This window comes from Streptomyces longhuiensis (assembly GCF_020616555.1).
Classification (GTDB): domain Bacteria; phylum Actinomycetota; class Actinomycetes; order Streptomycetales; family Streptomycetaceae; genus Streptomyces; species Streptomyces longhuiensis.
On sequence record NZ_CP085173.1, the window covers coordinates 9,011,719 to 9,035,588 of the forward strand.

Sequence of the window (23,870 nt, forward strand, 5' to 3'; positions counted from 1 at the left end):
GTCAGTGGCCGGCCGGAATGTGCTGGACGCCGATCCGCCGGCGGAAGACCCAGTACGTCCAGCTCTGGTAGATCAGCACGATCGGCGTGAACACCGCCGCGACGATCGTCATCACCTTCAGCGTGTACGACGACGAAGCGGCGCCGGAGACCGTCAGCGACCAGCCGGGGTCGAGCGTCGACGGCATGACGTCCGGATACAGGGCCAGGAACAACGTCGCGAACGCCGCCACGACGGTCAGCCCCGACAGGGTGAACGCCCAGCCGTCACGGCCGAGCCGGGTCATGACGAGCGCCCCGACCAGGGCCACGAACGCCACGATCATCACGCCCAGGCTCCGGCCGTTGCCCGAGTCCGCCTGCGTCCAGATCAGGAAGGCGATCAGCAACAGGCCTGCCACGGCGCCCAGTTGGGTCGCCCGGGTCCTGGATCGGTCGCGGATCTCGCCGAGCGTCTTCAGCGCCGCGAACACCGCGCCGTGGCAGACGAACAGCACCAGAGTCATGAAGCCGCCGAGGATCGCGTAACCGTTGAACAGATCCCCGAGGCCGCCCACGTACGACTTGTCCGCGTCGATCGCGAGCCCGCGGACCATGTTCGCGAAGATCACGCCCCAGAGGAACGGGGGCAGCAGGGAGGTCCAGAAGGTGGCCTCCTCCCAGTTGCGCTGCCAGCGCGCACCGGACTGCTTGGCCCGGTACTCGAAGGCCACACCACGGACGATCAGGCAGAACAGGATGATCAGCAGGGGAACGTAGAAGGCGCTGAACATCGTTGCGTACCAGTCCGGGAAGGCCGCGAAGGTCGCACCGGCGGCCGTGATGAGCCAGACCTCGTTGCCGTCCCACACCGGACCGATGGTGTTGATGAGGACCCGCCGCTCGGTGCTGTCGCGGGCCAGCAGCTTGGTGAGGACGCCGACGCCGAAGTCGAAGCCCTCGAGGAAGAAGTAGCCGATCCACAGGACAGCGATCAGGATGAACCAGAGATCGTGCAGGTGCATGACGATCCGTCCTCAGTACGCGTGGGCGAGGGGCTGGTCGGCGTCCTGCGCGGAGGGCCCGCCCAGGGTCGGGTCCTTGGTCGGCGGCCGCTCACCGGAGTCCGGGCCCGCCATGGCGTACTTGGCCATGAGCTTCACCCAGATCACCGCGAGTACCGCGTAGAGCACGGTGAACGCGGTCAGCGAGCCGATCACCGTGCCGGTGGTCACGTTGGGGGAGTCGGCTTCGGAGGTGCGCATCAGGTGGTAGACCACCCAGGGCTGGCGGCCCATCTCCGTGAAGATCCAGCCGAAGCTGTTGGCGACCAGCGGGAAGGCCATGGTGAGGATGCCGACCCGCCAGCTCCACTTGGTGAAGAAGGCGTTCATCTCGACCTTGTCGGTCAGCATCAGCATCGGCGGCTCGTCGTCGTCCGTCTTGCGCGGCCGGGTGAGCCAGAACTTCCGACGTGTGGTCCACAGCCCGATCAGACCCACCACGAAGCTGGTCATCCCGAAGAAGATCATGAGGCGGAAGCCCCAGTACGTCATGAAGATGTTCGGGATGTAGTCCTCCGGCTCACCGCCGAACTGGGCCGCCTGCTCACGGGCCCTGTCGTTGATGCCGGGGACGGCGGAGTGGAAGTTGTCCTTGGCGAGGAAGGACAGCAGGCCGGGGATCTCCAGTGCGACGGTGTTGTGGCCCTCGGAGACGTTGCCGATCGAGAAGATCGAGAAGGGGGCGGGAGCCTGCGTGTCCCAGAGCGCCTCGGCGGCGGCCATCTTCATCGGCTGCTGCTCGAACATGACCTTGCCCAGCCGGTCACCGCTGATTGCGGTGCCGAGACCCGCGACGACCGCGATGATCAGGCCGACCCGCAGCGAGGTCCGCATCGGAGCGATGTTGCGGCGGTTGGTCTCCCTGCCGCGCTTGGCGCGCAGCAGATGGTACGAGGAGATGCCGATCACCAGCGCGGAGCCGGTGAGGAACGCCGCGGTGACGGTGTGGAACATCTGCACCTGTGTGGTGTTCTGGAACAACACCCTGCCGATGTCGATGAGTTGGGCCCGTCCGGACTCCTTGTCGATCCGGTAGCCGACCGGGTGCTGCATAAAGGAGTTGGCCGCCAGAATGAAGTACGCGGAGAGCAAGGTGCCGATGGCGACCAGCCAGATGCACGCGCAGTGCAGCTTCTTGGGAAGCCGGTCCCAGCCGAAGATCCACAGGCCGATGAACGTGGACTCGAAGAAGAAGGCGATCAGCGCCTCCATCGCCAGCGGTGCGCCGAAAACATCGCCGACGAAGCGCGAGTAGTCGGACCAGTTCATGCCGAACTGGAACTCCTGGACGATGCCGGTGACGACACCCATCGCGATGTTGATGAGAAAGAGCTTGCCCCAGAACTTCGTGGCATGGAAATACTTCGCGTTGCCCGTCCGCACCCAGGCCGTCTCGAAGCCCGCCACGATGGAGGCCAGACTGATCGTCAGCGGGACGAAGAGGAAGTGGTAGACGATGGTGATGCCGAACTGCCATCGCGCCATGGTCTCTTGAGCGATTGCTAGTACCACTGCACCTTCTCTCCGCCGGATTTCCCCGCATTCGGGCAAAAGCTATCTTTAGCACAAATGGGCGTCGGATCGGGCGGAGCTGGAGCCGGGAGACGGCGAGCAGTTTCCGCTCCGCTTGCGGATCGGCAACCACCGGGATTGAGTGGAATCGGTGCCCCACATCAGAGGCGTCGGAAGCTGTCAGCATTTGAGGCTGATCACATGGAAGCCAAGAAGGGCGATTATCTGACCCTGCACAGTGTCAAGGGTGACCGGACCGTGAGGGTCGATGAGATCATCTCCGGTGCGAATCGGGATCTCTACCAAGTGACCTTCGCGGACGGCAGTACCGCTGTCGTCGCGCCGGGCCCGAGGGTGGAAATGACACGCGGCAAGCGCCATACACACGTGATTGATGTTTCCGGTTCGCCGTATCTCTAGATTGCCCGGAGATGTGTGAGAGACGGGATCCCCTGCCGGGGGATCCCGTCTCTGATGTCTCGTGCTCGTGGTTCTGATCAGTACCGCAGAAGCGCCGCCACGCCGCCGGCCTCCTGGAGCGTGCCGTCGGGGACGAACAGAACCCCGGCGTCGGCCGCGATCGCGTTGTCCACGAGTCGCTCGACGATGTCGGTGGCCACACCGATTGCGTGCGCCGACGGTTCCATGTCCTTCTTCGGGTCCGGCAACGTCACCGGCTTCGGTACGTCCACGAGTTCCAGTTGGCGGTCGGACTCGGTGATGCGGCCCGCCAGCATCAGGCCCTCTTCCACCACCAGTCGGCGCACGCGCTTGTCGGCGACCGAGGTCCACACCTCCGGCGCGCCGCCGACGTACTTGCCCTGTCCACGCGCTTCGCTGAGCTCGGAGACGGCTTCGGCGACCTGCTTCGCGTAGAAGTCGGCGAGGACCGGCTGAAGCCGCTTCTCCAGATCCCGGGCCGATTCCTTGTCCATGCCCGTGAGCGGCAATGTCCCGGCGATCAGATTCCCGTAGCGGGTGATGCTCTTGAACGTCGCGAGGATCTTGTCGCCGCCGATGACGAACAGCGGCAGTCCGTCGTGCTCCTCGAAGGACTGTCCCAGCCGTTTGTCCACGGTCCGCAGATACTGCTCGACCCGCTCCTCATGCCCCTCGTACGGCGTGGAGTGGGGGATGGACCCGGGAATTGCGTCCTCGGGCGACGGGATCTGCGGCTTGTCCGGCCATCCGTTCTTCTCGACTTCCTCCAGCCGTCGTACGGACCCGTGGTACAGACGGCACATCTCCTGGTCGAGGACCAGAACCAGGTACGGGCGGGAACGCTGCTCGGCTGCCACCAGGTATCGCGTCAGGAATGCCGTGGAGAATTCCACGCGGGGTTCCACCGGTGCGAGCGACGTCATCCGCCATACCTGAACCGGCTCGTTCACGGCCAGATAGACGACCATGGCGTCGTCCGGGTGGAAAGGATCGGTCGCGCGCTCGATCTCCGCCGGATCCAGCAGTTGATCCCGCAGCTCCAACCTCGTCTCCCGCTCCACGTCAGGATCGTCCACCAGTCGCCGTTTGGCCTCGGTGACCAGGTCGCGGATGAGGATGCGGTCCTTGTCGCTGAAGGGGGATTCCGGATCGGTCGGCGTGACCAACGTGATCGCGGGATACGGCCGCGGCTTGCTCAGGGCGGCACGGATTTCGGGAGTGAGTTCGGAGGTATGCACCGTCTCAGCGTCGCATCGATCCCCCGTACCCGCAGGTGGAGACCGCCAACCGACGAGTAACGTGGTACGCCCCCTGAACTGGGGTTCGGCTCCACCCGTCGTACTCGACCCGTCGTATTCGGCAGGGTCGGCGTACCGTGAAATCTACGGAATGCGCGGGCGGAGAGTTCCGGCCGCGCGAAGCCGACGTGAGATGGCGAGGTGCCGAGTCATGAGCAAGAACTCACCGGCGAAAGGGCACCACGGCATAGGCGCCCGGGGGCAGGGAAAGCTGCTGTACTTCCACTCGCAGATCCCGCAGGCGGCTCTCAAGCAGGCGAAGGACCAGCTGCCCGGCAAGTCCCAGCAGTCCCACGATCACCGCAAGGCCAACGGCCGCTGGGCCCCGTGACGAGGTCCGGCCCCTACACGTGGAGGGTTCACACGGGCGTGTGGCCCTCCAAGTAGTCGCGGACGACTCCGGGCGGCGTGATGTCGACCGCCTCCGCGACCGGAACCCAGTGGATCTGCTCCGGCGCGAGCCGCGCTCCGTCCGACGGGTCCTCGGTCAGCAGCTGGCACAGAACAGCCGACCCCGAATCGACCTGAGCCGCTTCCGGTGCGAGCGTCGACGAACCGTCGACGAGATAGCCGGTGAGCTCGTACACCAGCCGTGCTGCGGTGGCCTCCGCCGACTCGGCGGGCTCGGGAACGCCGGACGGCAGTGCACTGCCGTCCGGCTGTTCCACCAGGAGCAGGCGTCCGTTGTGGACGACGACCGCCTGAACCACTCCTTGGGCCGTCTGCTCCAGCGCCATGATCCGACCGCCCTTTCCTTGATCCGCGTGATCCGTGAGCCCGGTGTGCGGGCCATGCCTTCCTACCCCACGAAGGTCAATTCACGCTGACGGCAACGGATCAGAGGTCGGGGCGGGGCCGGAGTCAGACGCGGTCGGCAGCGATCATCAGGTACTGGAAACTGCCGTTCTTGTACGCGGTGAGGAACGTGTCCTCGATGCCGGTGACCAGATGGTCGGCCTGCTTGCGCAGTTCCCAATAGGGCAGCGCGGCCTCGGTGAGGTCCTCGACGTGCACGGGGACCAGGCGGTTGCGGGCCATGGCGCGGAAATACTCCGAGCGTGGGTGGATGTCGCAGATGTAGTGGGCGTTGATCAGCGACACCTCGCGCGACGCCCGGCCGTAACTGTCGTTGTAGCAGCCGGTGATGACCACGTACCGGCCGCCGCGGCGCAGCAGCCGGGCGTGTTCGGCGAAGAGCAGCTCCAGCTCGACGTACATGGTCGACTCGTTGTTCCACGACGCGGCGAACGCGCCGGTCGGCAGACCGGTGTCGAGCATGTTGCGGTGGTGGTAGCGGACCTGGCCGTCGATGCCGCGTTTGGCGGCCTGGGCGTTGGCGAAGTCCGCCTGTTTGGCCGAGATGGTGACGCCGTCGGCCTGGCAGCCGTACCGCAGATGCGCCACCACACTGCCGCCGCCGCGTCCGCAGCCGGCGTCGAAGACCCGGTCGGTGGGGGCGAGCGGCCCGAGGTGGTCGGCGAGGACGTTCGCCTGGGCGTGTTCGAGCCGGTGCAGTTCGGCGGTGAGCCGGTCGTTGCGCCGCGCGGGGTCGGGCTCGTCGAGCACCGAGTTGTCCGCGGGGCCGATCCCGTAGTGGTGGTGGTACAGATCGTCGATCTTGCCGAGTTCGAGGTTGACCGGGTTTTCCTCGGCGTTCCAGTATTCGGCGACACGGGACTGGTACGTGGACTGGGTCGGCACCGGTGCGGCCGAGGTGAAGTGGGGAGCGGTGGTCAACAGTTACTCCTCGCAGTGCATCTGATGGTCGATCAGGTCGAGCGGGTGGAGATGGTGGAGCGGGTGGAGCGGGTGGAGCCCTCGGGTCCGAGTGGCTGGGCCGGGGCGCGGGCTACCAGTAGTTCGGCAGGTGGTAGCGGTGGCTGTTCGTGGCGTGCCACTCGTGGTTGCCGGCCACCCAGGTGCTGAGCCCCTGGACGTACCGCTCGACGAGGGGTGACATGGCGGACACGAGCGCGGCCTCCTCCTCGAAAGCCGTCTGGATCTCGTTGTGGATGTCGACGGACTTGAGGTAGGCGGCCTTGAGGCCACACCGTTCGTTGGCCGCGACGACCTGCGGAAGGTTGAGATGGGTGGGGTCGTTGGCCAGTTCCTTGGTGAAGGAGTACAGGTCGTTGACGAGCGTCGTCGCGTTGCACGCCAGCGCCGTGATCCGCTGGATCTCGGGCCGGGCGTAGACGGCCTCGGGCAGTTCGTAGCCGTCCACCGCGTCGACGAGGGACAGACACGGGCGGAAGTTGTTGAACTGCCGCATGACGAGGTACTCCCACACGCGCGGCATGTTCCGCGTCTCCGCCCACGCGGCCTCGGCGAGGTACCCGAGGTGCAGCCGCGCGATGTCGTGGACGAACCGGGACGTCTGGCTGGGCGTGGCGAAGGCGGCGTAGTCCTGGAAGGCCGCGTGGTACGAGCGCAGCGGGCCGTCGGCCTGCATGCCGTGGCGCCACTGTCCCTCGGTCTCGGCTGTCCCGTGGTACGGATCGATCGCGGACTGCGCCATGATCAGCCGGCCGCCGAGGCCGCGCGGCGAGCCGCCCTTGTCCTCGCAGTAGCAGTCGTCGACCACGTTCTCGGCGAGCAGCAGCTTGCCCGCGGCGGTGAGGCGGTCCAGGTCCGCCGCCCCCGGGTGCTGGAGCACCACGGCCCGCCCGACCTGGAAGCTCGCGAAGTCCTCGAACCACGCCTCGGGGAACAGATCGAGCCCGCGGGCCCAGATCTCCAGCCTGCGGTCGACCTCCTCGACCTTCACGGGGTCGGCGGGGACCGCCGGCTGGTGACGGAGCCCGGGGACCGCCCCGCCGCGTCGTGTCTGCAGGGTGTGCGCCAGGTTGGGCGGCCCCGGCGGCGAGAACGGGGTGGTGGTGTCGGGGGGTGCGCTCATCGCGTACCCCGTCCGTCGTCGTGCGTCATTCGGCGGTCCGTCCGATCTGCACGTTCTCGAGGATCCCCGCCGCGTCGGGGACGAGAATCGCCAGCGAGTAGTAGGCGGTGACGAGGTAGTTGATGATCGCGGTGGTGTTGATGCCCATGAACCGGACGTTGAGTCCGGGCTGGTACTCCTCGGGGATGCCGGTCTGGTAGAGGCCGATGACCCCTTGGTCGGACTCCCCGGTGCGCAGCGCGAGGATGCTGGTCGTGTGCTGCGGTGTGACCGGGATCTTGCCGCAGGGGAAGATCGGGACGCCGCGCCAGGCGGGCACCTCGTGACCGTCGACGTTCGCGGTGCCGGGCACCAGGCCGCGCCGGTTGCACTGCCTGAAGAACGCGGCGATCGCCTTCGGATGGGCGAGGAAGAGCCGTGTCTTACGGCGCATGGAGAGCAGTTCGTCGAGATCGTCGGGAGTGGGCGGCCCGGAGAACGTGCTGATGCGCTGGCCGTAGTCGACGTTGTGCAGCAGCCCGAACTCGCGGTTGTTGAGGAGCTCCCACTCCTGGCGCTCGCGGATCTCCTCGATGGTGAGGCGGAGTTGCTCCTCGGTCTGGTCCATCGGGTCGTTGTAGAGGTCGGCGATGCGGGTGTGGACGCGCAGGACGGTCTGGGTGAGGGACAACTCGTATTCGCGCGGCGTGAGTTCGTAGTCGACGAAGCCGCCGGACAGCGTCGGCTCACCCGTGTGCCCGGACTGTACGGGGACGTCGGCCTCGCCCTTGCGGTTCCTCGGCAGCCGCTGCCGTTCGGCGTAGTCCCGCAGGTGCGTGGCGAGGGACGGCGTCCGCTCGGTGAGTTCCTCGACGACGTGCCAGGGCAGCACGAGAACCGTGCCCGCGGTCTCGGCCCGGACCGAGCTGAGCCACAGTGGGTCCGGCTGGCCGATGGCCTCGTCGCCCATCTGGTCGCCGTCCGTGACGACGCCGATGACCTCCTCCTCGCCGTACTTTCCTTCGGTGAAGCGGGTGAACCGCCCGTGGGCCACCAGGTACGTCTCGGTCACCGGCTGGCCGGCCTCGAAGAGGACCTGTCCGGCCCGCACCTCCCGGGTCCGGAACCGGGAGGAGATTTCCTTCAGTACGTCGATGTCGTCGTACCCGCGCAGGACGGGGAGTTCGGTGAGCGTCTCGGGAATGACTTTGATGTCGTTCCCGCTGTTCTGGTCGAACTGCACCCTGCCGCGGCCGATGCTGAGCTGGAGACGCCGGTTGACGCGGTACGTACCGCCCTTGACGTCCACCCATGGCAGGGATTTGAGCAGCCATCGTGAGGTGATGGCCTGCATCTGCGGCGCGGACTTGGTGGTCGTGGCCAGCCGGCGTGCCGCATGGGTACCGAGACTGGTCAGCTGCTGGTCGGTCGGGTCTTCAGGTGCGGTTTCTTCGTCGCTCGCGGGACCGGTGGCGCTGTCCGATACGGACACATTCCCTCCCAGGAGGTGTAACGAGGGTGAGCGAAGCGATCGGTGGTACGAAAGCTCCTCGTTGCACCCACAAGGCAAGCAGCCGGGAGTGGTGGCCAGGTACGGCGCGAAGGGGGCGATTTCGCGTCCTGGAAGTGCAAACCTGCCGAATGAGGCAGACGGTCGGGCGGAACATGATCGTGCGCCGTCCCGCACCACGGGAACGTGTGCACGGGACGCGTACGAGCATCGGGGGCGCGCAGTGTGGTGGCTACCGGGACAGCCGGTTTGAGGCGCGCGGTGTCGTGGCTACGGGGTGTGCCATTCCGGGGCGAGGATCGCCCAGAGCTGCTTGTCGTGACGGGTGCCCTTGTACGGCCAGGACTCGCGCTGTACGCCCTCGAGCGTCATGCCGAGCCGCTTGGCCACCGCCGCGCTGCGTTCGTTGTCGGCCCGGCAGATCCACTCGGCGCGGTGCAGGCCCCGCGAGGTGAACGCCCAGTCGAGCAGGGCGCCGCACGCCGGTGTGATGAGGCCGTGGCCCTCGGCGTCCGGCTCCAGCCAGCAGCCGATCTCGCAGGAACCCGAGGCGGCGTCGAAGTCCACGAACATCACGCCGCCGACGAGCGTGCCGTCGAGCCAGATGCCGAAGAGGCGGCCGCCGTCCGCGGCCCGGCGCTCGGCGTACCGGCGCAGTGTGGCCCGCGCCCCGTCGACGTCGACGGTGACGAACCCCGCCCCCACCCACGGCCGGATGTGCTCGCGCGCCCGGTCCAGGTGGGCGGCGAACTCCTCGGCGTGCCATATCTCGAGCGGGGCGAGACGGGCGTCGTCCCGCAGAGGGAGAGAGAACATGAGGGACCCCATTCGCACAACAAGTGTTTTGGCTATGTACCGTAGCAGCATGCCACGTACCAAGGGGGACCATGAGGCCCGTCGCCGTGACGTCTCCGAGGCGGTCTGGCGGGTGCTGGTCGCGCATGGATTCGGCGGCCTGACGATGCGCGCCGTCGCCGCCGAACTCGACGCGTCCACCGGCCTGCTCACCCACTACTTCCCGGCCAAGCGCGACCTGGTCGCGTACGCCCTCGACCTGCTCGAGCAGCGGACCGTCTCGCGCCCACGGCCTGCCGCGGGGGAGGGTCTGGCCGCGCTGAGGACCGCCCTGATGGGCATCCTGCCGCTGACGGGCGAGGCCACCGACAGCAACCGGATCTGGGTGTCCTCCTGGGACACCGCGCTCGCGGACCCCGGGCTGAGCGACGACTACGCCGGCAAGTACGCGCGAAGCCGCGACAAGCTGCGCGACCTGGTCGTGGCCGCTCAGGAGGCGGGCGAACTGCCCGACGGGGACCCGGCGCGCATCGCGGCCGGCGCCCAGGCCTTCGTGCTCGGCCTGGTGGTGCAGGCACTGTTCGACCCCGAGGCGTTCCCGCCTCGTCGCCAGGCCGGGCTTCTGGACGATTACCTGGACGCGGTGACCGGCACCGGGTGACGCCCTACCTGCGCGCGGAGTCCGCAGGCGGAGCCGTCGACGCGCGCAGCACCGGCAGGGACGGCAGGCGGGAGGTGACCGTGACGTGGTGGCCCGCGAGCAGGTCGATGAGGCGCGTGACGGCGAGTGCGCCCACCTCCTCCACCGGGACGTCGAGCGCCGTCACGGGAGGTGTCGTGGACCTGAGGCTGCTCAGGTCGTCGGCCGCGGCCAGGCTGACGTCCTCGGGCACCCGGCGATTCGCCGCCGCGAGTCCGTGCAGCAGGCCGAGCGTCAGATAGCTGTTGTAGGCGAGCACGGCCGTGGCGTCGGAGGGAAGGTCGCGGGCGGCCTCTATCCCCGCGTCGAACGTGGGCGGCAGCGGGCCCAGGACGTGCAGCCGGGCCTTCGCCTGCTCCGCGCGCTCCGTCAGGATCGCGGACCGCTGCCCGTCGGCCCAGGAACCGGCGGGTCCCGAGACGTAGGCGATGTCCCGGTGTCCCTGGTCGAGGAGGTGGTCCATGAGCTGGGCCAGGCCCGTCGCCGTGTCGGCCACGACCGCGGGCAGCCGGCCCACCTGGCGGTCGACCAGTACCAGGGGGAAGCGCCGCGCGCGTTCCCGCAGCGCGGCGTCGGTGCCCACCGGCGTGACCATGATCAGCCCGTCGGCCTGCTCGGCCAGGCGGTCGGCGAGCTCCGCCTCACGCGTGGGGTCGTACTCCGAGACGGCGATCAGGAGGTGATGGTCGGTCTTCTCGGCGGTCTGCTGGGCGCCCATCACGAGCGGCGCGAAGAACGGGTTGGAGAGCGTCGGTACGACCAGGCCGACCAGTCCCGTCCGCCCGGTGGTCAGCGCGCGGGCGGCGGCGTTGGGGTGGAAGCCGAGGCGCTGCGCGGCGTCCAGCACGCGCAGGCGGGTGGGTTCCGCGACCAGCTCGGGGCGCTGCAGGGCCCTTGAGGCCGTGGCCTTGGACACCCCCGCCGCGCGCGCCACATCCATCAGCGTCGCCATCGCCACCCCCTGCCTGACGTGCCCGCCGAGCGTGCGCGGGCCCCTGTGTTCACATTCGCTTTACGGCATGTCATCATACCTGCAACCGGTCTCTGCAACCGGTTACAGAACCCGGTTGCAGAGACCTGGCCCAAGCCGGGTGCCCCCACCTCCCGCGAGTCCTCCCCGCGCCGACGCCGCCGCAGGCCGTCCTGCCCGACCCTCATCCCCGCCGAGGTTTCGTATGCCACCCACCGCTCCGACCACCGGCGAGCAGACCGCCGTCACGACCGAGCCACCCGCCTCGCGCGTCGAACGGCTCTTCGGCGTCCGCGGCCGCGGCAGCACCCACCGCACCGAACTCGTGGCGGGCGCCTCGATGTTCATGGCCGCCGCCTACGCCGTGGTCGTCGTGCCCGGTCAGCTGGCCGGCGCCGGCGTACCGCACGGCGCCGCCACCACCGCCGTCATCATCGCGATAGCCCTGGCCACCCTGGCGATGGGCCTGATGGCCAACCTGCCCTTCGTCGTCGCCCCGGGCCTCGGCGGAGTGGCGCTCGTCGCCTTCACCATCGTCGGCCAGGACCACGTCCCCTGGGACACGGCGCTCGGCATGGTCTTCTGGTCCGGCGTGGCTTTCCTGGTGCTCACCCTCCTCGGCATCCGCGACCTCGTCACGCGTCTGATGCCGATGCACCTCAAGTACGCCATCAGCGGCGGCCTCGGCCTCTACATCGCCCTCATCGGATTCCGGGACGCGGACCTCGTCGTCGGCAACGCCGACAAGGCGGCCCTGGCCGTCGGTGACCTGTCCAAGCCCGCCGGGCTGCTGGCCCTGGCCGGCCTGCTGCTGCTCACCGCGCTCGCGTCGCGCAAGGTGCCCGGAGCGTTCCTCATCACCATCGCGGCGGTGACGGTCGCCGGTATCCCGCTGGGTGTGACCGAGGTCCCCGACAGCCTCTTCTCGGCGCCGGACTCGCCCGGCCCGCTGCTCTTCCACATCGACATCCTCGGCGCCCTCAAGCCCGAGTACTTCCCGTACATCTTCGCCTTCTTCGTCTCGGAGTTCTTCTCCATGACCGGGACGCTGCTGGCCGTCGCCGGGCGGGCCGGACTCCTCGACAAGGACGGCAACATCCCCGGCTCCCGCCGCCCGTTCCTCGTCGACTCCGTCTCCGTGATGGGCGGGGCCGCCGTCGGCGCGCCCTCGATGACGGCCTACCTGGAGTCGTCGGCCGGCGCCGACTCGGGAGGCAGGACCGGCCTCGCGTCGGTGTGGGCGGCCTGCGGCTTCGGCCTCCTGCTCCTGGTCACTCCGTTCGCGACACTGATCCCGTCCGCGGCCACGGCGCCCGTCCTCATGTACATCGGGCTGAACATGCTCGGCGCCCTCAAGAACGTCGACTTCAAGGACCCGACGCACGCCGTCCCCGCGGCGCTGACCGTCGCGACCACCTTGTTCTTCGGCAACTTCGGCACCGGCATCGCGACGGGCCTGGCCGCGCACGTCCTGGTCAAGACCGTCAGCGGACGGATCCGCGAGGTGGCCTGGCCGCTGTGGATCGTGATGATCCCGCTCGGCTACTACTTCTACACCCTCGTCCCGTGACGACACCGTCCACGAAGGAGCACGACGACATGAGTGAACAGCACGACCTCCGGATCTTCGGCGGGAGCGTGGTGTCCACCTTCACCGGCGAGGAGTTCCCCGCGGACGTACTGGTCCGGGGGAGTCAGATCAGCGCCGTACTGCCGCCGGGCACCCCCGCCGAGGCGCGCGAGGAGATCGACGCCACCGGCATGCGGATCGTCCCCGGCTTCGTGGACGCCCACATGCACATCGAGAGCGCCTTCCTCACGCCGGAGCAGTTCGCCGCCGTGACGCTGGCCCGCGGCACCACCACCGTCCTCGCCGACCCGCACGAGATCGTCAACGTCGCGGGCCGGGACGCCATGCGGTGGATGATCGACGCCGGTGACCGGACGCCACAGACCCAGCTGTGGGGCGTGCCCTCGTGCGTGCCCGCGCTCGAAGGTCTTGAGCACGCCGGTGCGGCGCTGTCCGCCGGCGACATCGCGGAGATGCTGCGCTGGCCGGGCGTGGTGGCTCTGGGCGAGGTCATGGACTACCGGGCGGTCGTGGCCGGCGATCCGCGGATGGCCGCGGTCACCGCCGCCGCCCGGGCCCAGGGCACGATCCTGGACGGCCACTGCCCCAACCTCAGCGGCGCCGAGCTCAGCGCCTACCTGGCCACGGGCGTGGACTCCGACCACACCAAGAACCGCACCGACGTGGTCCTGGAGAAGGCCCGCCTGGGCATGACGATGATGCTCCAGGAGAAGTGCCTCGGCGAGGACGTCGCGCAGGCGCTCCTCGCGCTGCCCCAGCTGCCGCCGCTGTGCCTCGTGACCGACGACCTGGCGGCCGACCACATCGTCACCAAGGGACACCTCGACCACATCGCCCGCGTGGCGGTGGCGGCCGGCTTCCCGCCGCACGTCGTCCTGCGCGCGCTGACCTGGACCCCGGCGCAGCGCCTTCGGCTGTATGACCGGGGCGTCGTCTCGCCGGGCAAGCGCGCCGACCTGGTCCTCCTGCGCGGCGAACTCGCCGCGTTCGACCCGGCCGTCGTGCTGGCCGGCGGCCAGGTCGTGGGCAGGGACGGAGCCGCGGTATACGAGGCACGGTCCGGTGAGGCCGGCGCCCTGGAGAGCCGGGTCGACGTGGAGGCGCAGGACGAGGACGGGTTCCGCTGGCGCGTGGACCTGCCGGACGGGACGCACCGGTTCCGGGCCATGCGCGTGAACCCTCGGGACACCTACACCGAGGCCGCCGAGGTCGAACTCCCGGTGTCCGGCGGCGAAGTGGCGTGGGAAGGCAGGACCGTACTGGTCCGCGTCCGTAATCGCCACGGCCGTGACGGAGTCGTCTTCGCGCCGCTGCTCGGCCGGGACCTGACGGAGGGCGCCGTGGCCACCACGTACGCCCACGACAGCCACAACCTGGTGACGATCGGTACGTCCCGTGCGGCGATGGCCGCGGCGTCGGCGACCGTGGTGGCCGACGGAGGCGGCGTGGCCGTCGTCCGAGGTGTCGCAGGCGAGAGTGTGGCGGCGCGGATGCCGCTGCCGGTGGGCGGCGTGCTCTCCGCCCGGCCGGCCGCGCGGGTCGCCGAGGAGGCGGGCGCCGTGCGGGCCGCCCTGGAGGCGTGGGGATGGGAACACCTCAACCCGTTCATGAGCGTGTCCACTCTTACGCTCGCCGTGTCCCCCGCACTGAAGATCACTGACCGGTCGCTGGTGGACGTCGTCCGGCGCGCGCCGGTGGGGGCGACGATCGGTTCCTGAACGGGACCGGGGGTGGCGATCGGGACCGGGGGACTGGCGATCGGTTCCTGATCGGGACCGGGGAGTGGCGGCCGACGCCTTCGGGGTCTGGCCGCCACTCCCGCTGACGACGCTCAGGCGGATTGCCTCCGCGTCGGCTTCCAGCCCGGGCGCGGGACCGCCGCGCGCAGCGCCTGGGTGTACTCCTCCTGGGGGTCGCGCAGCAGGTCGCGGGTGTCTCCGCGCTCGACGATCCGACCGCCGGACATCACGACGGCGAAGTCGCTGATCTGGTGGACCACGGCGAGGTCGTGCGAGATGAACACGTAACTGATGCCGCTGCGTTCACGGATGTCGGCGAGCAGATTGAGGATCTGCGCCTGGATGGACACGTCGAGCGCCGCCACCGCCTCGTCCAGGACGAGCACCTCCGGCTCGACGGCGATGGCGCGGGCGATGGCGACGCGCTGCCGCTGCCCGCCGGAGAGCTGGCGGGGGAGCATGGCCGCGTGCCGCTCGGCCAGTCCGACCGCCTCGAGCAACTCCCGTGCCCGCCTGCGCCGTTCGGCGGGTGTCAGCGGGAAATGAAGGGCGAGGCTGGTCTCCACGACGTCGCCGATCCGCTGGAGCTTGTCGAGCGACGAGTAGGGGTCCTGGAACACGATCTGGATCTCCCGGGCGCGCCTGCGGCGTTCCGCCGACGACACCCGCCCGCCGCGACGCGGCCGCCCGCACACGCTGATCGATCCGCCGGACGGGTTCTCCAGCCCTACCAGCATCCGCGCGACCGTCGTCTTGCCGGAGCCGGATTCCCCGACCACCGCCAGGGACTGGCCGCGCGACAGCGTGAAGGACACGTCGTCGACGGCGACCGCCTGCCCGAACTCCTTGCGCAGACCCGCCGCCTCGATCACGAAGTCGCTCATGACTCTCCCTGCAAGGTGAGTTCGCCGGCCCGCGTGCACGCCACGCGCGCCCCCTCCAGTTCGACCATGGCCGGTCGACCGTCCGCACAGTACGGTCGCGCGTGCGCACAGCGCGGGGCGAACGCACAGCCGCCGTCCGCCTCGAAGGCGGCAAGCGGCCTGCCGGGGATGACCGGCAGCCGATGGACGACCTGATCGATGCTCGGCCGCGAGAGCATCAGCCCGGAGGTGTACGGGTGCCGGGGCGTGGCCGTCAGCGCGCCGGCGGCCTGGGTCTCCACGATCCGGCCCGCGTACATGACGGCCAGCCGGTCGCAGGTGGCCGCCGCCAGTTCCAGGTCATGGGTGATCAGCAGCATGGCCATGCCGCGCTCGCGCCGCAGCTCGTCGAGGATGGCCATGACCTCGGACTGCGTGGTGACGTCCAGGGCCGTGGTCGGCTCGTCCGCCAGCACCAGATCGGGCTCGACGGCAAGGACCGACGCGATCATGACGCGTTGCAGAAGCCCGCCGGACAGCTCGTGCGGATACTGGCGCATCCGCCGCTCGCCGTCCGTGATGCCGACGTCCGACAGGAGCCGCACGGCCCGCGTCTTCGCCTCCGGGGCGGGCACGTCCAGGTTGGCGATCATGGCTTCGGTGAGGAAGTCACCGATGCTGCGCACCGGATTGATGTGCGCCCGCGGATCCTGGAAGACCATCGCGATGCGCCGGGCCCGCAGACCGCGCAGCGCCCGCCGGTCCATGCCGGTCACCCGGATCCCGTCGAAGACGATGTCACCGGTGACGCGCGCCCCCGGAGGCGTCAGCCCGAGGATCGTCCGCGCCGTCATGGACTTGCCCGAGCCGGACTCGCCGACCAGGCCCACGGCTTCGCCCCGGCCGATCGACAAGTCGACCTCCTCGACGAGGGGCCGCCAGTCCCGGCCGGCCGGGACCGCGAGTCCAAGCCCTCGCAGATCGAGCAGATCGCCCCCGGACAGGCCCTTCTCCGCCTCGCTCTTCTCCGGCTGATCCCTCTCGCGCTTCAGGAGATTCACCGCTGGTCACCTTCCTTGCCGAGGCGGTCACCGAGCACGATCACCGCGGCGACCACCAGCACGATCAACAGGCCCGCACCCAGCGCCTCCAGCGGCTGCCCGCGCGTCGCGCTGTCCAGTCCGCTCTTGACCATGAGCCCCCAGTCGGCGGTCGGCGGCTGCACGCCGAGCCCCAGGAAGGAGATCGCCGCGAGGTCGATGACCGCGAAGCCCAGGGCGGACACCGACTGGGCGACGATGATCGGGCGCAGATTGGGCAGCAGGTGCCGTACGCAGATGGCGAACGCGGACCGGCCCTGGACCCAGGCCGCCGCCACATAGGGCATGTTGCGCTCCCGCAGCGCCGCACCGCGCACCACCCGCGCCACGTACGGGGTGTAGGCGACAGCGAGGCCGAGGACGACTCCGGTGACGCCGGGGCCGAGCACGGCCACGGTGATCAGGGCGAAGACGATGCCCGGGACCGCGAACAGCACGTCCAGCAGGCGCGAGACGACCGCGTCCACCTTGCCGCCCGCCCACGCCGCCGTGACCGCCAGCGCGGTGCCGACGACGGTGGACAGGCAGATGATGAGGACCGGCCCGCTCAACGTCGTACGGGCGCCCCACATCAGCCGTGAGAGCACATCCCGGCCGAGGGCGTCACCGCCCAGCGGGTGCGCGGCCGAGGAACCGGCCAGCGAGTTGAAGAGGTCCGGCTGGTCGGGGTCGTAGGGAGCGAGGACCGGCGCCAGCAGCGTGACCGTCAGCACCACGGCGAGCAGCGCCGCCGCGGCGACGCCGGGCACGCCGAGCGTGCGCACCGCACGGGACGGGCTGAACCTGCCGAGTGTCCCGCGGACGCGGGCGGTCACGGCGGTCATCGGGACATCCGCGGGTCGAGGGCTTTGTAGCACAGGTCCACCACGAGGTTGATGAGGACGAAGGCGGCGACGAGGACGAGGACGACGGCCTGCACGACCGCGAAGTCGCGCTGCAGGATCGCCCGTACGAAGAGGGAGCCGAGGCCGTCGAGGGCGAACACGTTCTCCACGACGACCGAGCCGGCGATGAGACTGGCCACGGTCAGACCGGTGACGGTGATCACCGGGATCGACGCGTTGCGCAGCACGTGCCGGCGGATCACGAGTGCTTCGGCGATGCCACGGCTGCGGGCGGTCTCCACATGCTCGCGCCCCAACTCCTCGCGGACGGAGGCACGGGTGATGCGGGCGAGGAAGGCGGCGCTGCCGAGGCTGAGGGTGATCGCCGGGAGCGTCAGGTGATACAGCCGACCGAACAGGCCTTCCCCCGGCCCGAACACCGGGAACCAGCCCAGCCCCAGGGCGAACACGATCACGAGGAGCACACCGATCACGAACGTCGGAGTGGCGAGGAACGCCGAGGAGACCGCGCTGATGACGGCGTCCACCCGGCCCCGCCGCAGTCCGGCCAGCACACCGCCCGCCACACCGACCACGACGATCAGGACGGTGGAGTAGCCGACCAGGAACGCGGTGGTCGCCGCGCGGGCGGCCATCAGGCCCGAGACGTGCTGCCGGTACACCAGGGAGCTGCCGAAGTCGCCGCGCACGGCGTCACCGAGCCACGCCGCGTAGCGGACCAGGAAGGGGTCGTCGAGCCGGTACTGGGCCCGGATGGCGGCGATCTGCTCGGGGGTGCCGCTGCGGTTGCCGAGCAGGAACGCCATGGGGCCACCGGGTACGAGGTAGAGCAGTCCGTAGACGAGGAACGAGGCGACGACCAGGACCACGGCCAGCGCGATCAACTTCCGTAGCAGGTAGGTGGTCATCTGGCCCCCAGCCCTGCGGCCCACGGGTAGTACAGGTAGGGGAAGGACGGCACGGCGCCGGTGACCCGCTTGTTCATGTAGAGGATCACGGGCAGGTTGTTGAGCGGCATCCACACGACGTCGCGGGTCACCTTCTCCTGGATCCCGGTGACGAGCGACGCCCGTGCTGCCGGATCCCCCTCGGCCCGCGCCTCGGCGATGGCGCCGTCAACTGCCTTGTAGTCGTTGAAGTTCGTCCGCCCGCCCTTGCGGAACACGGTGTAGATGTCCAGCGGATCGGGCACGTTGCCGTACCAGGTGCTGAGGAAGGCGTCGATGCCCTTGCGCGCCTTGGGGTCGCTGTAGAGGTTGCCGTACTGCTCGACCGGGACGACCCTGATCTCGATGTCGAGGCCGAGCGCTTCGCCGGTGGCCTTCAGCAGGTTGGCGGTCTGCTCGTGCACGGCCGAACTGCCCTGGACGCCGATGACGATGGGCTTCGTCGGCGAGCCCGCCTGGACGAGTAGCTCCTTGGCCTTCGCGAGATCGGTGGTCTCGGGCGGCAGGGCCTCGTAGGCCTTCTGATACGTCTTGCGCTCGTAGCCCCAGTAGTCGCTTCCCGTCAGCGCTCGCTGGGGGGAGGCCGTCCCCTGGAAGACGACCTTGGAGATCGCCGCGCGGTCCAGCGCGAGCGACAGGGCCCGGCGCACCCTGGGGTCGGCGTAGGGGCCGGACTTCGCCGAGCCGAGCAGTGCCCAGAAGGTGAGGGAACGGCCCAGGGTCACCGAGCCGGTGGTGGACTTCTGGAGCTGACCGAGACCCGCGGGCGGCAGATAGAAGTACTGGCCGTCGACCTCGCCCGAGCGCAGGGCGTTGACTGCGGTCGTCTCGTCGGCGATGAACCGCAGGACCAGGGACTCGGACTTGGCCCTGAGGGCCTTGTCCCAGTAGTGGTCGTTGCGGGTGAGCGTCATCGAGTCGCCCGACTTCCAGTCCTGGAACGTGAACGGCCCGGTGCACATCACGCCTCTGGACGGCGAGCCGAGCGACTTGCCGGCCTTGTCGAGGAACTTCTTCTGCACGACGGCGCCGGCGCCGGTGGCCATCGCCTGGTTGAACAGGGCATCGGGCTGCTTGAGCGTGACCGTGACCTGCAGGGGGCCGGTGGCTCGGACCGACTTGACGGTGTTGAAGTAGTCGCCCCACCAGGTGCCGAGCTTCGGGTCGAGGTGCCGGCTCAGGCTCGCCGCGACATCGTCGGCGGTCAGGGGATCGCCGTTCCAGAACGTCACGCCCTCGCGGATCGTGTACACCCAGGTGGTGGGGGTCGGGTTGGCGGCCTTGACGGCCAGGCCCGGCTTGATCTTGAAGTCCGGGGTCAGCCGCAGCAGGCTCTCGCACATGTTGGCGAGGGCGGTGTTCTCCGCGTAGTTGAAGGAGCGGATCGGATCCAGGGTCTGCGGCTCGTAGGGGAGGTTCCACGTCACCTTGCCGAGCCCCTTGCCTGCGGCGGGGGTGGTGGTCTTGAGGTCGAGCTTCGCCGGGGCGGCGCCCTGCTGCGGTTGGCGAGCTTCGGAGGTGCAGGCGGCGAGCGTCAGGACGAGCCCGATCACGGGGATGGCGCGGCGCATCATCGGGAGGCCCTCTCGACGAGACGGTCGCCCGCGGCGCGCCGCTGGCCGCCGTCGACCAGCCGTCCATCGCGGGCGATCACACGGCCCGCGCGGACGACGAGGCTCGGGACGGGCCGGTCCACGACGACCTGCGCCACCGAGTCGCCGGTGAGCAGGACGAAGTCGGCGGGGTCACCGACACGCAGTTCCGTCCGCTCCAGGCCCAGGAGCGCGGCGCCTCCGTGGGCCACGACGGCGTAGCACGCGGCGAGTTCGGCGTCCGTGCGGGCGTCGGTGCGGTACGCGAGGAGATGAGCCCGCGTGATCATGTCGCCGTCGCCGAACGGGGTCCACGGGTCGCGTACGCCGTCGGAGCCCGCCGCGACCAGCACTCCGAGCTCGCCCAGCGGACCGAAGGGGACGACGGGGTCGGCTCCCAGGGCGCATGTCGCGAGGGATACGCCCGCCTCGGCGAGGATCTCGCCGACCCGCGTCAGCTCGTCGCCGGCGAGGTCGGCGACGCAGAAGGCGTGGCTGACCGTGACGCGTCCCTGCATGCCGTGCGTCACCGTACGGCGGGCTATCTCGGTGACCTGCTCGATGCCGGACGGGCCGCCGTCGTGCAGGTGGATGTCCAGCGGGACGGCCGCCCTCTCGGACAGGCCGAACAGGACGTCCAACTGCCCGTTCATGTCACCGTCGACGCCCACCGGATCCAGTCCGCCGAGCACGTCGGCGCCCTCGGACAGGGCCTTCTCCAGAAGCTCGGCCGTCCCCGGCTCGGTGAGCAGGCCGAGCTGGGGGAAGGCCACCACCTGTACATCGAGCAGGTCGGCGCGCGAGGCCGCGGCGGCACGGACGCCGTGCACATTGGACAGCCCGTGGACGGGCGCGACGTCGACATGCGCACGCATGGCCCGGGTGCCGCGGGTGATGGCGCGGTCCATGAGCGCACCGGCGCGTTCCTCGACGGGTGCCGGCATGCCGGCTCGTGCCGCCACATCGCCGTCGATCAGGTCCCGCAGGCTCGACGCGGGAGTACGGCTGAGCCAGGGCTGGCCCCAGGTGGTCTTGTCGGGATGGATGTGGGCGTCGACCGGCGAGGGCAGGGCCAAGGCACCGCGGCCGTCGACGACTTCGTACTCTTCAGGCAGAGCGGGAGGGGCGATGGCGGCGATACGCCCGTCGGCGACCAGAACGTCGCGGGGCTGCCCGCCGTCCAGACGTATCGCTGTGAACAAGATGTGCGTCATGACGGCATTACTCCTTCGTTGGAGACGAACCGACCGATAGAGTTATCAGGTCATCAGATGACTAGAGAAGGGGTTGGGATGAAAAACGTGGAACGGGCTCCGTCGCTCGTCGACACCGTGATCACCGCGCTGCGGCAGGAGATCGCGACGGGCACCTGGCAGCTCGGCGACAAGATCCCGTCCGAGAGCCGGCTCGCCGAGACGCTGGGCGTCAGCCGCCTGTCGGTGCGCGAGGCCGTGCGCGTGCTGGTGCACTCGGGCCTGCTGATGACCCGTCAGGGCAACGGGACCTTCGTGACGGCCACCGACGAGGCCGAGGTCGCGCTGCGCCGCCAGCTCGACCGCGCCGCCGCCCAGGACATCATCGACGTACGCCGCGGCCTGGACATCGTCGCCGCCCGGCTCGCCGCGACGAGGCGCACGGCGGACGATCTCCAGCGGATGCGGAAGGCCCTGGACGACCGGGCCGACGCGAGCCGGAACGCCGACGTGGACGCCTTCGCGGACGCCGACGTCGACTTCCACCTCCGCATCGCCGAGGCCTCCCACAACCCCGTGCTGCAGAACCTCTACCGGGGCATGAGCGACGCCCTGCGCGACAGCGTCAAGGCCGACCAGTGCATGAAGCACACCCTCAGCGGCGACGACACCTCGCACGAGGACCTGCACCGGGCCGTCGAGGATGGGGACGCAGGCGCCGCGGCGGCCGTCGCGGTGGCCATCCTCGACCAGCAGGAGACCGGCTCCGATGCCCCGGCCGGCTGACCGCGGCCCGGACGCCCGTCTTCTGCCCGGGGTACGGCCGAATGACCTGCGACGCGGTGCGAGAATGGTGGTCATGGCAGGGGATGACACTTTCGAGCCCGAGTCGGAGCGGGTCACGCGCACGCTGCGGGATCAGATTCTCGACGGGGTGCGGGCACCGGGCAGCAAGCTCGTGGAGCGGGAACTGGCGGCCGAGCTGGGCGTGAGCCGCCTGCCCGTCCGTGACGCCCTCAAGGACCTGGTGAACGAGGGCCTTGTCACCCCGCGCCCGCGGAGCTGGGCGGTCGTCCGTGAGTTCACCGCCTCCGACGTCGAGGACCTCGACGAGGTCAAGGCCGCCCTGGAGATGCTGGCGTTCCGTCTCGCCGCCCAGCGGCGCACCCGCGCGGGTCTCGCGCGGCTGCGGGCCGACCTGGACGCCGAGCTGAGGGCGGCGGCCAAGGGCGAGGCCGTACCCGCGCGCCGTGCCGCCGCCGACTTCCACGAGACGGTGACAGCGCTCGCCGACAACGAGCTCCTGAACGAGCTCGGCCGCACCCTGAGCAGCCGCATGCGATGGCTGCTCGGCCAGCACGACGACATCTCCGGCGTCGCCAAGGAGCACGAGGAGCTGTACGAGGCGATCGAGGCCCGGGACGTGCCGCGCGTCGAGGAGCTGGCGCTCAAGCACCTGGCGACCGGCCGCAGCGAGGCCGCCGCGCACCGCAGGCGCACCCCGGAGCAGTAGCCGCACGCCCGCGTCCGCCATCACTCGCCCCGGCTTCGTGCGGGTATCCCCTCCAGGACCGCGTAGGCGATCAGGGCGACGAGCAGGCCGGTGACCGCGTCGGAGAACTGCGGCGCGTACCAGTGCACGAGCCCCCCGGCGGCCGCTCCGGCCGCCCACGCGCCGAACGCCGTGGGACGCACCGCCGCCTCGGCCCGCCCGTCGAGCCGGCGGCGCAGCAGCACCTGGTCGGCGATCAGTACGCCGCCGAGCGGTGGGACGAACACGCTGAGGACGACCAGCCAGTCGAGGAAGTGGTCCCACACACCGGCCAGCGCGGCGACCGTGCCGACGACCCCCAGGACGATCGTCATCACGCGCATCCTCGTACGGGTCAGATGTGACCAGCTGAGCGCGCCGTTGTAGAGGCAGTGGCTGCAGACGGAGCCGAGGTTGACGAAGACGAACACCGCGGCCAGTACGTCGAGGGCGACCCCGTGACCGCCGGTGAGGATCGGCAGGAAATTGCCGCCGACCGTGCCCGCCGAGGCCACGGCGCCGGCCGCCACGACGATGCCTCCGGTGATCTGGGCGACGAGACTCGCCACGGGGAACGCGGTGGCCGTCGCGATGACGGCCTGCCTGCCGTTCTTGGACCAGCGCGTGAAGTCGGCCGTCATCGTTCCGGAGTCCGCGAACGTCGCCATGATGAGCGAGACGGCGGCGCCGAAGGTGAGGGCGCTGCTCCCGCCGACGCCCTTGTAGTCGAGGACGGTCGCGAGGTCGTGGTCCCTGGAGACGATCACCAGGGCTATCAGGCCGACGAGGAGGAACAGCGGGGCGGCGACCGCGCCCAGCCAGGACAGGGCACGGATGCCGAGGAACGTGATCGCGACGAAGGCCACCCCGGCGACGGCGGCGACGAGTTGTTCGTGCCAGCCGAACGCCTGGTGCAGGGTGGCCCCCGTCGCGCCGGTGTTGAAGGCGAACCACCCGACGACGACCGTCGCGAGGAAACCGGACGCGACGACGTAGCCGACCCTCCCGAAGGTCTTGGTCGCCTGGAGCGAGAAGCTCTCGCCGGTACTGCCCGCCCGGTGACTGAGCAGACCGACGTAGACCAGCATCACGAGGTTCGCGGCGACGATCGCGGCCAGACCGCGCCAGAAGCCCATGAGCGCGACGACGATCCCGCCGGGGACGGCGTTGGTCAGGATCATCGGGAACCCGAACCACACGGCTGACACGGTGAGAAGGGACTTGCGGCTCTCCACCGGAACGGGCGTGTGCTCGTACTCCGGGTCCAGCTCCAGGCCCGCGTGGGCCGTTTCCGCCAGGGCGGGATCGCGTCTGTTCATGGTG

General features: G+C 69.7%; 23 protein-coding genes. 7 read left to right on the plus strand and 16 right to left on the minus strand.

Translation table 11 applies throughout. The features are described 5' to 3' along the window. Position 1: 1 nt before the first annotated feature. Both cydB and LGI35_RS41020 read right to left on the minus strand, forming a co-directional pair. Complete coding sequence (gene cydB / locus LGI35_RS41015) at positions 2-1,003, minus strand: cytochrome d ubiquinol oxidase subunit II (protein WP_227299501.1); 1,002 nt, start codon at positions 1,001-1,003, stop codon at positions 2-4. 12 nt (positions 1,004-1,015) lie between these two features. After that, the gene (locus LGI35_RS41020) at positions 1,016-2,554 is read right to left on the minus strand and encodes a cytochrome ubiquinol oxidase subunit I (protein ID WP_227299502.1); all 1,539 of its coding nucleotides are present in this window, start codon (positions 2,552-2,554) and stop codon (positions 1,016-1,018) included. A gap of 201 nt (positions 2,555-2,755) precedes the next feature. On the opposite strand from LGI35_RS41020, the gene LGI35_RS41025 reads away from it, so the two are divergent. Continuing rightward, positions 2,756-2,974, plus strand: coding sequence for a DUF1918 domain-containing protein (locus LGI35_RS41025; protein ID WP_227299503.1), 219 nt, complete (start codon positions 2,756-2,758; stop codon positions 2,972-2,974). 77 nt (positions 2,975-3,051) lie between these two features. On the opposite strand, the gene LGI35_RS41030 is transcribed toward LGI35_RS41025, so the two are convergent. Then, positions 3,052-4,233, minus strand: coding sequence for a baeRF3 domain-containing protein (locus LGI35_RS41030; RefSeq protein WP_227299504.1), 1,182 nt, complete (start codon positions 4,231-4,233; stop codon positions 3,052-3,054). 211 nt (positions 4,234-4,444) lie between these two features. On the opposite strand from LGI35_RS41030, the gene LGI35_RS41035 reads away from it, so the two are divergent. Continuing rightward, positions 4,445-4,624, plus strand: coding sequence for a hypothetical protein (locus LGI35_RS41035; RefSeq protein WP_227299505.1), 180 nt, complete (start codon positions 4,445-4,447; stop codon positions 4,622-4,624). A gap of 28 nt (positions 4,625-4,652) precedes the next feature. On the opposite strand, the gene LGI35_RS41040 is transcribed toward LGI35_RS41035, so the two are convergent. From LGI35_RS41040 to LGI35_RS41060, 5 genes are all read right to left on the minus strand, one after another. Then, on the minus strand, positions 4,653-5,030 hold the full coding sequence (locus LGI35_RS41040; protein WP_227299506.1) for an NUDIX hydrolase: 378 nt from the start codon (positions 5,028-5,030) through the stop codon (positions 4,653-4,655). 124 nt (positions 5,031-5,154) lie between these two features. Next, entirely contained in the window at positions 5,155-6,030 is an 876-nt protein-coding gene (locus tag LGI35_RS41045) for a geranyl diphosphate 2-C-methyltransferase (protein WP_227299507.1), read from the minus strand. A gap of 112 nt (positions 6,031-6,142) precedes the next feature. Beyond that, the gene (locus LGI35_RS41050; protein WP_227299508.1) at positions 6,143-7,192 is read right to left on the minus strand and encodes a family 2 encapsulin nanocompartment cargo protein terpene cyclase; all 1,050 of its coding nucleotides are present in this window, start codon (positions 7,190-7,192) and stop codon (positions 6,143-6,145) included. Positions 7,193-7,217: 25 nt separating this feature from the next. Further along, positions 7,218-8,663 carry a family 2B encapsulin nanocompartment shell protein gene (locus tag LGI35_RS41055; protein ID WP_227299509.1) on the minus strand — a complete coding sequence of 482 codons (1,446 nt, stop codon included), beginning with the start codon at positions 8,661-8,663 and terminating at the stop codon, positions 7,218-7,220. 288 nt (positions 8,664-8,951) lie between these two features. Continuing rightward, positions 8,952-9,497 (minus strand): GNAT family N-acetyltransferase, encoded by a 546-nt coding sequence (locus tag LGI35_RS41060; protein WP_227299510.1) that lies wholly within the window; start codon positions 9,495-9,497, stop codon positions 8,952-8,954. Between the two features lie 49 nt (positions 9,498-9,546). On the opposite strand from LGI35_RS41060, the gene LGI35_RS41065 reads away from it, so the two are divergent. After that, positions 9,547-10,137, plus strand: coding sequence for a TetR/AcrR family transcriptional regulator (locus LGI35_RS41065; RefSeq protein ID WP_227299511.1), 591 nt, complete (start codon positions 9,547-9,549; stop codon positions 10,135-10,137). 4 nt (positions 10,138-10,141) lie between these two features. On the opposite strand, the gene LGI35_RS41070 is transcribed toward LGI35_RS41065, so the two are convergent. Then, positions 10,142-11,128: a LacI family DNA-binding transcriptional regulator gene (locus LGI35_RS41070; RefSeq protein WP_227299512.1), complete on the minus strand. Its 987-nt coding sequence runs from the start codon at positions 11,126-11,128 to the stop codon at positions 10,142-10,144. A gap of 223 nt (positions 11,129-11,351) precedes the next feature. On the opposite strand from LGI35_RS41070, the gene LGI35_RS41075 reads away from it, so the two are divergent. Beyond that, positions 11,352-12,716, plus strand: a complete 1,365-nt coding sequence (locus LGI35_RS41075) for an NCS2 family permease (RefSeq protein WP_227299513.1) — start codon at positions 11,352-11,354, stop codon at positions 12,714-12,716. A gap of 29 nt (positions 12,717-12,745) precedes the next feature. After that, positions 12,746-14,455, plus strand: coding sequence for an adenine deaminase C-terminal domain-containing protein (locus LGI35_RS41080; protein WP_227299514.1), 1,710 nt, complete (start codon positions 12,746-12,748; stop codon positions 14,453-14,455). Between the two features lie 113 nt (positions 14,456-14,568). Here LGI35_RS41080 and LGI35_RS41085 read toward each other — a convergent pair whose 3' ends face one another. From LGI35_RS41085 to LGI35_RS41110, 6 genes are read right to left on the minus strand one after another with little or no spacing between them, the layout of a single operon-like run. Further along, positions 14,569-15,360 (minus strand): ABC transporter ATP-binding protein, encoded by a 792-nt coding sequence (locus LGI35_RS41085; protein ID WP_227299515.1) that lies wholly within the window; start codon positions 15,358-15,360, stop codon positions 14,569-14,571. Beyond that, the gene (locus LGI35_RS41090; protein ID WP_227299516.1) at positions 15,357-16,400 is read right to left on the minus strand and encodes an ABC transporter ATP-binding protein; all 1,044 of its coding nucleotides are present in this window, start codon (positions 16,398-16,400) and stop codon (positions 15,357-15,359) included. Before LGI35_RS41090 ends, LGI35_RS41085 begins: the two co-directional genes overlap by 4 nt. Next, complete coding sequence (locus LGI35_RS41095; protein WP_227299517.1) at positions 16,397-17,263, minus strand: ABC transporter permease; 867 nt, start codon at positions 17,261-17,263, stop codon at positions 16,397-16,399. Before LGI35_RS41095 ends, LGI35_RS41090 begins: the two co-directional genes overlap by 4 nt. Beyond that, entirely contained in the window at positions 17,260-18,192 is a 933-nt protein-coding gene (locus LGI35_RS41100; RefSeq protein ID WP_227299518.1) for an ABC transporter permease, read from the minus strand. The genes LGI35_RS41095 and LGI35_RS41100 overlap by 4 nt, the downstream gene beginning before the upstream one ends. Beyond that, the gene (locus tag LGI35_RS41105) at positions 18,189-19,805 is read right to left on the minus strand and encodes an ABC transporter substrate-binding protein (RefSeq protein ID WP_227299519.1); all 1,617 of its coding nucleotides are present in this window, start codon (positions 19,803-19,805) and stop codon (positions 18,189-18,191) included. The genes LGI35_RS41100 and LGI35_RS41105 overlap by 4 nt, the downstream gene beginning before the upstream one ends. Then, positions 19,802-21,037, minus strand: a complete 1,236-nt coding sequence (locus tag LGI35_RS41110; protein WP_227299520.1) for an amidohydrolase family protein — start codon at positions 21,035-21,037, stop codon at positions 19,802-19,804. Before LGI35_RS41110 ends, LGI35_RS41105 begins: the two co-directional genes overlap by 4 nt. 78 nt (positions 21,038-21,115) lie before the next feature. On the opposite strand from LGI35_RS41110, the gene LGI35_RS41115 reads away from it, so the two are divergent. Both LGI35_RS41115 and LGI35_RS41120 read left to right on the plus strand, forming a co-directional pair. Next, entirely contained in the window at positions 21,116-21,802 is a 687-nt protein-coding gene (locus tag LGI35_RS41115) for a FadR/GntR family transcriptional regulator (RefSeq protein WP_227299521.1), read from the plus strand. A gap of 73 nt (positions 21,803-21,875) precedes the next feature. Further along, entirely contained in the window at positions 21,876-22,529 is a 654-nt protein-coding gene (locus LGI35_RS41120) for a GntR family transcriptional regulator (protein ID WP_227299522.1), read from the plus strand. Positions 22,530-22,549: 20 nt separating this feature from the next. Here LGI35_RS41120 and LGI35_RS41125 read toward each other — a convergent pair whose 3' ends face one another. Then, the gene (locus LGI35_RS41125) at positions 22,550-23,866 is read right to left on the minus strand and encodes a cytosine permease (RefSeq protein ID WP_227299523.1); all 1,317 of its coding nucleotides are present in this window, start codon (positions 23,864-23,866) and stop codon (positions 22,550-22,552) included. Between the last annotated feature and the right edge of the window lie 4 nt (positions 23,867-23,870).

Excerpts from the sequence above, each read along its gene's own strand:
- cydB (WP_227299501.1), bottom strand. The coding sequence starts at position 1,003 with ATGCACCTGCACGATCTCTGGTTCATCCTGATCGCTGTCCTGTGGATC.
- LGI35_RS41025 (WP_227299503.1), top strand. The coding sequence starts at position 2,756 with ATGGAAGCCAAGAAGGGCGATTATCTGACCCTGCACAGTGTCAAGGGT.
- LGI35_RS41035 (WP_227299505.1), top strand. The coding sequence starts at position 4,445 with ATGAGCAAGAACTCACCGGCGAAAGGGCACCACGGCATAGGCGCCCGG.
- LGI35_RS41040 (WP_227299506.1), bottom strand. The coding sequence starts at position 5,030 with ATGGCGCTGGAGCAGACGGCCCAAGGAGTGGTTCAGGCGGTCGTCGTC.
- LGI35_RS41050 (WP_227299508.1), bottom strand. The coding sequence starts at position 7,192 with ATGAGCGCACCCCCCGACACCACCACCCCGTTCTCGCCGCCGGGGCCG.
- LGI35_RS41060 (WP_227299510.1), bottom strand. The coding sequence starts at position 9,497 with ATGTTCTCTCTCCCTCTGCGGGACGACGCCCGTCTCGCCCCGCTCGAG.
- LGI35_RS41065 (WP_227299511.1), top strand. The coding sequence starts at position 9,547 with ATGCCACGTACCAAGGGGGACCATGAGGCCCGTCGCCGTGACGTCTCC.
- LGI35_RS41070 (WP_227299512.1), bottom strand. The coding sequence starts at position 11,128 with ATGGCGACGCTGATGGATGTGGCGCGCGCGGCGGGGGTGTCCAAGGCC.
- LGI35_RS41075 (WP_227299513.1), top strand. The coding sequence starts at position 11,352 with ATGCCACCCACCGCTCCGACCACCGGCGAGCAGACCGCCGTCACGACC.
- LGI35_RS41080 (WP_227299514.1), top strand. The coding sequence starts at position 12,746 with ATGAGTGAACAGCACGACCTCCGGATCTTCGGCGGGAGCGTGGTGTCC.
- LGI35_RS41085 (WP_227299515.1), bottom strand. The coding sequence starts at position 15,360 with ATGAGCGACTTCGTGATCGAGGCGGCGGGTCTGCGCAAGGAGTTCGGG.
- LGI35_RS41095 (WP_227299517.1), bottom strand. The coding sequence starts at position 17,263 with ATGACCGCCGTGACCGCCCGCGTCCGCGGGACACTCGGCAGGTTCAGC.
- LGI35_RS41100 (WP_227299518.1), bottom strand. The coding sequence starts at position 18,192 with ATGACCACCTACCTGCTACGGAAGTTGATCGCGCTGGCCGTGGTCCTG.
- LGI35_RS41105 (WP_227299519.1), bottom strand. The coding sequence starts at position 19,805 with ATGATGCGCCGCGCCATCCCCGTGATCGGGCTCGTCCTGACGCTCGCC.
- LGI35_RS41110 (WP_227299520.1), bottom strand. The coding sequence starts at position 21,037 with ATGACGCACATCTTGTTCACAGCGATACGTCTGGACGGCGGGCAGCCC.
- LGI35_RS41115 (WP_227299521.1), top strand. The coding sequence starts at position 21,116 with ATGAAAAACGTGGAACGGGCTCCGTCGCTCGTCGACACCGTGATCACC.
- LGI35_RS41120 (WP_227299522.1), top strand. The coding sequence starts at position 21,876 with ATGGCAGGGGATGACACTTTCGAGCCCGAGTCGGAGCGGGTCACGCGC.
- LGI35_RS41125 (WP_227299523.1), bottom strand. The coding sequence starts at position 23,866 with ATGAACAGACGCGATCCCGCCCTGGCGGAAACGGCCCACGCGGGCCTG.